Origin of the sequence: Streptosporangium sp. NPDC023825, from assembly GCF_040639575.1 — a bacterium.
In the GTDB taxonomy this organism is placed as follows: domain Bacteria; phylum Actinomycetota; class Actinomycetes; order Streptosporangiales; family Streptosporangiaceae; genus Streptosporangium.
The window spans coordinates 1-9,635 of record NZ_JBFAAE010000119.1; the positions used below are offsets into that span (position 1 = coordinate 1).

7 protein-coding genes are annotated in these 9,635 nt (G+C 69.6%); 4 read left to right on the forward strand and 3 right to left on the reverse strand.

All coding sequences use genetic code 11. The features are described 5' to 3' along the window. The first annotated feature begins 480 nt into the window (after positions 1-480). From AB0G15_RS42790 to ppdK, 4 genes are all read left to right on the forward strand, one after another. Positions 481-909, forward strand: a complete 429-nt coding sequence (locus AB0G15_RS42790) for an Hsp20/alpha crystallin family protein (RefSeq protein ID WP_362851357.1) — start codon at positions 481-483, stop codon at positions 907-909. Positions 910-969: 60 nt separating this feature from the next. Further along, positions 970-1,668 (forward strand): CBS domain-containing protein, encoded by a 699-nt coding sequence (locus AB0G15_RS42795; RefSeq protein ID WP_362851359.1) that lies wholly within the window; start codon positions 970-972, stop codon positions 1,666-1,668. A gap of 177 nt (positions 1,669-1,845) precedes the next feature. Further along, positions 1,846-4,470: a bifunctional acetaldehyde-CoA/alcohol dehydrogenase gene (gene adhE / locus AB0G15_RS42800; RefSeq protein ID WP_362851361.1), complete on the forward strand. Its 2,625-nt coding sequence runs from the start codon at positions 1,846-1,848 to the stop codon at positions 4,468-4,470. Between the two features lie 74 nt (positions 4,471-4,544). After that, on the forward strand, positions 4,545-7,241 hold the full coding sequence (gene ppdK / locus AB0G15_RS42805; RefSeq protein WP_362851363.1) for a pyruvate, phosphate dikinase: 2,697 nt from the start codon (positions 4,545-4,547) through the stop codon (positions 7,239-7,241). Positions 7,242-7,607: 366 nt separating this feature from the next. On the opposite strand, the gene AB0G15_RS42810 is transcribed toward ppdK, so the two are convergent. The 3 genes from AB0G15_RS42810 to AB0G15_RS42820 form a co-directional block, all read right to left on the reverse strand. Beyond that, positions 7,608-7,787: a hypothetical protein gene (locus AB0G15_RS42810; protein WP_362851365.1), complete on the reverse strand. Its 180-nt coding sequence runs from the start codon at positions 7,785-7,787 to the stop codon at positions 7,608-7,610. A 64-nt stretch (positions 7,788-7,851) separates the two neighbouring features. Further along, positions 7,852-8,874, reverse strand: a complete 1,023-nt coding sequence (locus AB0G15_RS42815) for a magnesium transporter CorA family protein (protein WP_362851367.1) — start codon at positions 8,872-8,874, stop codon at positions 7,852-7,854. Positions 8,875-9,161: 287 nt separating this feature from the next. Then, positions 9,162-9,635, reverse strand: a 474-nt coding sequence (locus tag AB0G15_RS42820) for a hypothetical protein (protein WP_362851370.1), incomplete at its 5' end; no start/stop codon positions are given.

Consider the following 9,635-nt stretch of genomic DNA (forward strand, 5'->3'; position numbering starts at 1 on the left):
CCCTGCACACCTGGGCACCGGGCGACCGCGACCACTACATCGTGGTACGCACCGAGCAGATCACCGGCCGCCGCCTCTCCCCCGGACACGACGAGTCCCCCGGTCACGACGAGCGGGAAACCTGACACCCGCCCAGGACCTTCCCCTCCTGGAATCGCCCCGGCATTCGGCGGACCCTTCCGGCCCGCCGGTCCCGGCGCCCGCCGCCGTCATCGGCCTGGCTCGTGACCGGGCGGCCCCACCCGGCCGAAACCGTCTCAGCCACCGCCTCTGACGTCGGCGCCTTTCCCGGACGCCCCCCACGGTTCGGTGACCCGGGTCGACGAGTCCGAGGGGACCACCATGGTCCGGCGCCGCCCCGAAGCACCTCCGGTGGCAGCGACCAATGGCGGTCGCACAGGGACCTCCGGCCCTGCATCCGGCCATCTGCCAGGTATGAGATGGAGATGAGAAGCCCAAGGAGACGACGGAGGTGGGCAGATGACCACACTCATCCGCAGGGAGCCGAGAGGACTGTTTCCGGAGATCTTCGACTGGCTCGAAGCACCACTGGCGGGGTTGCGCCCGGCGATCGGCCCTGCGATCCGGTTCGAGGACCACGTCAAGGACGGCAGGTACGTTCTGCTGGCCGAACTCCCCGGTATCGACCCTGACAAGGACCTCGAGATCACTCTCACCGACGGCGTCCTGGCCATCCACGCCGAACGGCACCACGAGGAGAAGGACACGCACCGCACCGAGTTCCGGTACGGCGCGCTCACCCGCTCCATCGTCCTGCCCGCGGGCGCGGACCCCAAGGACGTCAGGGCGGTCTACGACAAGGGCCTCCTGGAGATCAGCGTGAAGCTCGACGACAGCAAGGGCGCGGGCGTCCGCATCCCCGTCGGCAAGGCCCGCACCACCAGGTAACACATCCGGCGGGCCCGTTCGGGCGAGCGGGCCCGCACCATCACAGGTGGAGAACATGCCATGCGCACCAAAGTAGAGAACGTCATGACCAAGAACGTGGCGCTGGTCACCGCCGACACACCGTTCAAGGACATCGCCGAGACGCTCATCGCCCACGCGGTGAGCGCGGTCCCCGTCGTGGACGGGGAGGGCCGTGTCATCGGCGTCGTCTCCGAGGCGGACCTGCTCGCCAAGGAGGAGTTCCGGGAGCAGTACTACCGTGAGGGCTACCAGCCGCCGCTGCGTGCCCGGCTGCGGCACCGGCTGAACCCCGAAGGCCGCGACCCGAAGGCCAGGGCGCGGGGCGACATCGCCGCCGAGCTGATGACCTCCCCCGCGGTCACCGTCGCCAAGGAGACCTCGACGGTCGGTGCCGCCAGGCTCATGGAGGAACACGGGATCAAGCGGCTCCCGGTCGTCGACCGGGACGGCCGCCTGGTGGGCATCGTCAGCCGCCGCGACCTGATCAGGATTTTCGTCCGGCCCGACTCCGACATCGCCGACGAGGTTCGCCAGGAAGTCCTCAGCCGCTGCCTGTGGGTGGATACCGAGCAGGTCAACGTCCAGGTCGACCACGGTGTCGTCACCCTGGCCGGCACCATGGAACGTCGCAGCGAGGCCGACATAGCGGGCCGCATGACCGGCCGCATCAACGGCGTCGTCGACGTGATGAACGAGGTGCGCTGGAAGGAGGACGACAGCACCTGGAACGGAGGCTGACCCTCAGGTGCGACGTGACCGCCGCCCCCTCCTGAGTCGTCTTCAGGCCGGTCGATGCGCGGCTGCGGCTCGGGAGGCCAAGGTCCCGGACGAAGGTGTCTTTCGGCTCCGGCGCACCGGGCGCGTGACCGAGATTCTGAAGATGACCGCAGGACCGACAAGCCCGAGGTGATCCGCATGACCGACCAGGTCGCACATGTCCCGACCGCCGTCACCGAGATGATCGACACCCTGGTGGGGAACGCGCTGAAGGCATTGGACGACTACGGCGCCTTCGATCAGGAGCAGATCGACCACATCGTCAAGAAGGCGTCCGTCGCCGCGCTGGACGAGCACGCGGAGCTGGCCGAGCGGGCCGTCGCCGAGACCGGGCGCGGGGTGTTCGAGGACAAGGCGGTCAAGAACATCTTCGCCTGTGAGCACGTGACCAACAGCATGGCGAGCCTGAAGACCGTCGGCGTCATCTCGCGTGACGACATCAGCGGCCTGGTGGAGATCGCCGAACCCGTGGGCGTCGTCTGCGGGATCACCCCGGTCACCAACCCGACCTCGACCACGATCTTCAAGGCGTTGATCGCGCTGAAGACGCGCAACCCGATCGTGTTCGCCTTCCACCCCGCCGCCCAGGAATGCAGCGCCGCCGCGGCCAGGATCGTGCGGGACGCCGCGGTCGCGGCCGGCGCGCCGGAGAACTGCGTGCAGTGGGTCGAGCAGCCGTCTCTGGCGGCGACGACCGCGCTGATGCGCCACGACGGCGTGTCGACGATCCTGGCCACCGGCGGCAACGGCATGGTGCGGGCGGCGTACTCGGCCGGCAAACCCGCCCTCGGGGTGGGTGCCGGCAACGTGCCCGCGTACGTGGAGGCCACCGCGGACCTGCGCCGCGCGGTCAACGACATCGTGCTGTCCAAGTCCTTCGACAACGGCATGATCTGCGCCTCAGAGCAAGCTGTGATCGTCGACGACGCGGTGTACGAGGACGCGCTCGCCGAGTTCGCCGTCCTGCACGCGTATCTGGCCGACGCCGAGGAGAAGCGCAAGCTGGAGGCGTTCCTGTTCGGCGCGGCGGCCGACGGCGAGTCGTGCGCGCAGGCGAGGATCAACGCCGACGCCGTGGGCCGCTCGGCGAGCTGGATCGCCGAGCGGGCCGGGTTCACGGTGCCCGACGGCACCTCGATCATCCTCGTCGAGGTCGGGCAGGTCGGCCCGTCCGAACCGCTGACCAGGGAGAAGCTCTGCCCGGTACTGGCGGTGCTGCGAGCCGGCAGCCGCGAGGAGGGCATCGTCTTGGCCGAGCGGATGGTGGAGTTCGGCGGGCTGGGACACAGTGCCGCGATCCACACCCGCGACGAGGACCTGGCCGAGGAGTTCGGCCGGCGGGTCAAGGCGGTGCGGATCATCTGGAACGCGCCGTCCTCACAAGGCGGCATCGGCGACATGTACAACGCGTTCATCCCGTCGCTGACCCTCGGCTGCGGCAGCTACGGCCGCAACTCGGTCTCCCACAACGTCTCGGCGGTCGACCTGCTCAACATCAAGCGGATCGGCCGGCGCACCAACAACCTGCAGTGGTTCAAGGTCCCGGCGAAGATCTACTTCGAGCCGCACGCGATCCGCTACCTGGCCGACATGCCCGGCATGCACCGGGTGAGCATCGTGACCGACCCGACGATGACCCGCCTGGGATACGTCGACCGCGTCCTCACCGTGCTGGGCCGGCGTCCGGAGCGGGTCGCCCTGCAGATCATCGACGACGTGGAGCCCGAGCCGAGCGTCGCCACCGTCGACCGGGGCGCCGAGATGATGCGCGCGTTCCGGCCCGACACCATCATCGCGCTCGGCGGCGGGTCGGCGATGGACGCGGCCAAGGTGATGTGGCTGCGCTACGAGCACCCCGAGGTCGTCTTCGACGACATGAGGCAGAAATTCTTCGACATCCGCAAGCGCGCCTTCAAGTTCCCGCCGCTGGGCGAGCTGGCGCGGCTGGTGTGCGTGCCGACGACGTCGGGCACCGGTGCCGAGGTCACCCCGTTCGCGGTGATCACCGACACCGCCACCGGCAAGAAGTATCCGCTGGCCGACTACGCGCTCACTCCGAGCGTCGCCATCGTCGACCCCGTCCTGGCCGCGGATCTGCCGGCCGTGGTCACCGCCGACAGCGGCTTCGACGCCCTCACCCACGCCATCGAGGCGTACGTGTCGGTGTATGCCAGCGACTTCACCGACGGCCTGGCACTGCACGCGATCAAACTGGTCTTCGCCAACCTGGAGCGCGCGGTCAGCCGCGGCGCCGCCGACCCGGCCGCCAGGGAGCGGATGCACAACGCCGGCACCATCGCCGGGATGGCCTTCGGCAACGCCTTCCTGGGCATCGTGCACGCCATGTCGCACACGCTCGGCGCGACCTTCCACGTGGCGCACGGCCGGACCAACGCGCTCCTGCTCCCCCACGTGATCCGCTACAACGGGACGGTTCCCGCCAAGCTGTCGGGCTGGCCGAAGTACGAGCACTACCGCGCCCCCGAGCGGTTCCAGGAGATCGCCCAGGCGCTGGGCCTGCCCGCCGCCACCCCGGCCGAGGGCGTGGAGTCCCTGGCCGCCGCGGTGGAGCGGCTACGGGAGGCCGCGGGCATCCCGTCGTCCTTCCGTGACCTCGGCGTCGAGGAGGCGGCCTTCCTGGCCGCGCTCCCCGAGCAGGCCCGTAACGCCTACGAGGACCAGTGCGCTCCGGCCAACCCCCGGATGCCGATGCTCGACGACATGCGCGACCTCATGCGCGCCGCCTACTACGGGAGGCGCTGACCCCGGACCCGGCGGCCGCAGCCGCCGCTGCGGCCGCCTTCTCGCACCACACGAACCGAAGGAGGCGACATGCGATGCGCACCTACGTGTACGACTTCGCCGACGGCGACAAGGACATGAAGGACCTGCTCGGCGGCAAGGGGGCCAACCTGGCCGAGATGACCCGGCTGGGCCTGCCCGTCCCGCCGGGCTTCACCGTCACCACCGAGGCCTGCCGCTGCTACCTGGCGGAAGGCGTGGCTCCGGCGGGACTCGACGAAGAGATGGCCACCCACCTGCGGCGGATCGAGAAGACCATGAACCGCGGGTTCGGCGACCCCGGCGATCCGCTGCTGCTGTCGGTCCGCTCCGGCGGCCGCTTCTCGATGCCCGGCATGATGGAGACCGTCCTGGACATCGGCCTGACCGACGTCACCGTGGCCGGCCTGGCCGCCCACGGCGGCGAGCGCTTCGCGTGGGACTGCTACCGGCGGCTCATCTCCATGTACGGCTCGACCGTCGAGGGCATCCCGGGCTCTGAGTTCGAGAGCGCGCTGGCGGCGTTGCGCCGCGAGCGCGAGGTCGCCTGCGATCCGGAACTGGCCGCCGACGACCTGCGCGAACTGGTGGACACCTACAAGGAGATCTTCCGCGCGCACACCGGCACCGGCTTCCCTCAGGACCCGGTCGAGCAGCTCGGCAACACCGTGCTGGCCGTCTTCCGCTCCTGGAACACCGAACGCGCCCGTCTCTACCGGCGCGCCGAGCACATCCCCGACGACCTCGGCACCGCCGTCAACGTCATGGCCATGGTGTACGGCAACCGCGGCACCGGATCGGGCACCGGTGTCGCCTTCACCCGCGATCCCGCGACCGGCGCCCGCGGCGTCTACGGCGACTACCTGCCTGACGCCCAGGGCGAGGACGTGGTGGCCGGGATTCGCGACACCCTGCCCCTGCAGGAGCTCGCCCGCCTGGACCGTCGTTGCTTCGAGGAGCTGACGCGGGCGATGGACGTGCTGGAACACCGCTACCGCGACCTGTGCGACATCGAGTTCACCATCGAGGGCGGCAGGCTGTGGATGTTGCAGACCCGGGTCGGCAAGCGGACCGCCGCCGCCGCGTTCGTCATCGCCGCCCAGCTCGTCGACGAGGGGGTCATCGATCTCGACGAGGCGCTGCGGCGCGTCGACGGCGTCCAGCTCGGCCGGCTCATGTTCCCCCGCTTCGACCTGTCAGGCTCGCCCGAGCAGATCGCCGTCGGCGTGCCCGCCTCTCCCGGGGCCGCCTCGGGCCGGGCCGTGTTCGACTCCCGCCGTGCCGCCGAGGCCACCGGCCCGGTCATCCTGGTCCGGCGTGAGACCAATCCCGACGACCTGCCCGGCATGCTCGCCGCCCGTGGCATCCTGACCAGCCGCGGCGGCAAGACCTCGCACGCGGCCGTCGTCGCCCGCGGCATGGGGCGCACCTGCGTCTGCGGTGCCGGCGACCTCGACGTCGATCCGCAGGGACGGCTGTTTCGGGCCGGTTCGGTGACCGTCCGCGAAGGCGACATGATCTCCGTGGACGGCACCACCGGCACGGTGTACCTGGGCGAGCTGCCCGTGACCCCGTCACCGGTCGTGCGCCACTTCGAAGGCGACCTCGACGCCGGGTCGGGGCCGCTCGTCTCGGCCGTCAGCAGGCTCCTCGCCTACGCGGACACGCTGCGCCGGCTGGGTGTGCAGGCCAACGCCGACACTGCCGAGGACGCGGCGCGCGCCCGCAGGTTCGGTGCCGCCGGGATCGGGCTGTGCCGGACCGAACACATGTTCCTCGGCCCGCGGCGCGCCCTGGTGGAGCGCCTCATCCTGGCCGAGGGCGAGCAGGAGATTCAAGCGGTGCTGGAGGAGCTTCTGCCGTTGCAACGGGCCGACTTCGTCGGCGTCCTGGCGGCCATGGACGGGCTGCCGGTCACCATCCGGCTGATCGATCCGCCCCTGCACGAGTTCCTGCCTTCGCTGGAGGAGCTGCTCGGCGCCGTGACCGGCCGCGAGCGGGCATTGCTGGCCGCGGTCCGGAGAACGCACGAGAGCAACCCGATGCTCGGACTGCGCGGTGTCCGGCTCGGCCTGGCCATCCCCGGCCTGTTCGCCATGCAGGTCCGCGCCATCGGCGAGGCCTGCGCCATCCGCGTCCGAGACGGTGGCACACCACGGCCGGAGATCATGATCCCGCTGGTCGGCGACGTCCGCGAGCTGGCTCTGGTCCGCGCCGAGGCCGAGCGGGTGCTGGCCGGGATCGGCGACGCGCCACCGATCCCGATCGGGACGATGATCGAGGTGCCCCGGGCGGCTCTCACCGCCGGTGACATCGCCGGGCAGGCCGAGTTCTTCTCCTTCGGCACCAACGACCTGACCCAGATGACCTGGGGATTCTCCCGCGACGACGTGGAGGCCTCGTTCCTGCCGCAGTACCTGCGCCTGGGCGTCTTCGAGACCTCGCCGTTCGAGACCATCGACCGGCGCGGCATCGGTCGTCTGATCGAGCTGGCCGTCAAGGAAGGTCGAGACGCTCGTCCCGGGCTGCGGATCGGTGTCTGCGGCGAACACGGCGGTGACCCCGCCTCCGTGTGGTTCTTCCACGACGCGGACCTGGACTACGTCTCCTGCTCGCCGTACCGGGTGCCGGTGGCTCGCCTGGAGGCGGGCCGCGCGGCCCTTCCCCGTGGCGCGGAAACCGGGGGTTCGGTAGGAACGGAACGGTGCGCCCTGGTTGGTGTCACATCCGTTGACAGGATTGACGCGAGCTAGTGTGACCAGGCATAACGGGCGTGTTTTCCGGAGGTTGACGGCTGGTCTCCTTCCGAGATTGGGCGATGTCCGGAAGGTGCGCGCCTAGTTTGGTAATCGTGCTTGCAGGCCGTCGAGGAGGGTGTGCAGGCCAAACTCGAAGGTGGCTCTGGATGGCGGGGCGGTGGTGGCGTTCACCGAGGGCGTGACGCAGGCGCGGATGAGCTGGTACGGCGCCCTCGGCAACTATCCGATGATCAGTACGCGGGCCAGGCTGATCGCGGCCGCGACGGCGATGAACCAGGCGGTGTTGAGCCGGGTGCGCCGATGCCGCTACGGCGACGAGCGCGGCCAGCAGGCCCTTGACCGCGGTCTTGAGCAGTCCGATCAGGCCCAGACCACGATTGCCAGCAATGGGGCAGAAGCCATGAGGGAGCTGACGGGTAGACGGCCCGGAAGCTCGACGGAGAGGCGGTCGGTCACGGCACCGATCAGCCAGAAGCCAGTGGATATCCCGAATGTCAACGCGATGAAGGTCAGCGGTGATCTGGCGGCGGGCTTACGCACGATGCTGTGGCTCCTCCCTTCGTCGTCGCCGAAAGGGCCCACCCCGGGGAGGGCGGGCCGTCGGTCAGATCCACCCGCGCCTGCGAAAGACGTAGAAGAGCAGGACCGAGGTCACGGCGATGACGATCACAGAGGTCCAGATGCCGGAAGGCTGCCCAAAACCGGGGAAAGGCAGGTTCTGCCCGTAGAAGCCGGTGATCATGGTGGGGACGGCGATGATGGCCGCCCAGCTCGTGACCTTCTTCATGATGTCGTTGAGGTGGTAGCCCTGCATGCTCAGCTGAGCTTCACGGATGTCACTCACCAGCTCGCGCAGCGATTCGGTCCACTCGGTGACGCGCATGACGTGGTCGTAGACGTCCCGGAAGTAGGGGGCCATCGCCGCTTCGGCGACGAACAGGTCGTGACGGAGCAGGCTGTTGACCACCTCGCGAAGCGGCAGCACGATCCGGCGGAAACGCACCAGGCTTCTTCGCAGGTCGAAGGTACGGCGTTGCAGGTCGCGGCCCGCCGGTGAGTCGGCGAAGAGCTGGTCCTCCAGCGCCTCGACCTGGTCGTCGAGACTCTGGACTATCTGGAAGTGGCCGTCCACGACGACGTCGAGCAGCCCGTGCAGGAGGAAGACGACTCCGTGCTTGGCCAGGTCGGGTTTGGAGTCCCACCGCTTGACCACCTCGTCGACGTCGAAGCGGTCGTTCTCGCGGATGGTGACGAGGGCGTTGCGGGTGACGAAGACGTTCACCTCGGTGGTGCCGAGTTGTCCGGTCGCCGTGTCGAACCAGGCTCCGTAGGCGGTCAGGAACAGGTGGCTGTCGTAGATGTCCAGCTTGGAGCGCTGGTGGTCCTGCAGGACGTCTTCCACGGCCAACTCGTGCAGGTCGAGCTCCCGGTCGATGGCGGCGATGGCGGCGGCGTCGGGCGCGCACAGGTCGAACCAGATCATGTAGGACGGATCGCCGACGTGAGCTGAGACCTCCGCCACGGACAGACCTTCAACCTCCAGAACGCCGTCGCGGTAGAGCCGCGTACGCGGCCCGACCGTCCTTGCCGACTTTTTCCCAGCGACATCGTCCAGCGTCAGATTCATGGCACCTTCCCTTCCGCTACCAGAAGGGTTTCCCTCCAACTGCGTCGCGGGGCAGGGCCGAATGTCACAGGTGCTCACGTCGAAAGTCCGCCCCCGCCCCATGGCGGTGGCCGATGAGGACACCCGGTTGCCGCGTGGTCGTCGAAAAAGATCGCCACTCGTCCGGCGGTTTTCCTTCCGGTGCCGCGCGTCATGTTCGTTCCCCCCGGGCCGAACGCCCCGGCCCACACCCGCACGAAAGGCTCGCCCCCCGTACGGGGGGCGAGCCTTTTGTGGTCCGGGGACGGTTATCGGAGGGCGGGGTGGCGGCGCACCAGGGGGGTGGTGGCCCACCAGGTGCCGATGCCCCAGGTGGTGCCGGCGCCGCTCAAAGCCAGCCCGGCCAGGACGACGGCGTAGACGAGGTGGTCGTCCAGGAAGGGGTTGGTCTGCAGGGGCAGGGCGGCGGCCCACATCAGGACCATCATCAGGCCGCCGGCGACGGCGGCGACGCGCAGGCCCGCACCCAGCAGGAGGGCGGTGCCGACGCCCAGCAGTCCGAGCATGAACAGCCAGTCGACCCACCCCTGCCCGGCCAGGGCGGTGAACACCCCGCCCAGGGCGTTCTCGCCGGTGCCCTTGAGGAAGCCGGTGGTGGGGCTGCCCCCGTTGATCCAGGCCCGCTCGGCGGGAGTGGCGAACCCCCAGCCGAAGGTCTTGTCCAGGAACGCCCACAGGAAGATCCAGCCCAGGCCGATCCGGGCGATCGCCCAGACGTAGTC

What these genes read in the sequence shown, in the direction of transcription:
- AB0G15_RS42815 (WP_362851367.1), bottom strand. Translation starts at nt 8,874, where the DNA reads ATGAATCTGACGCTGGACGATGTCGCTGGGAAAAAGTCGGCAAGGACG.
- AB0G15_RS42790 (WP_362851357.1), top strand. Translation starts at nt 481, where the DNA reads ATGACCACACTCATCCGCAGGGAGCCGAGAGGACTGTTTCCGGAGATC.
- adhE (WP_362851361.1), top strand. Translation starts at nt 1,846, where the DNA reads ATGACCGACCAGGTCGCACATGTCCCGACCGCCGTCACCGAGATGATC.
- ppdK (WP_362851363.1), top strand. Translation starts at nt 4,545, where the DNA reads ATGCGCACCTACGTGTACGACTTCGCCGACGGCGACAAGGACATGAAG.
- AB0G15_RS42795 (WP_362851359.1), top strand. Translation starts at nt 970, where the DNA reads ATGCGCACCAAAGTAGAGAACGTCATGACCAAGAACGTGGCGCTGGTC.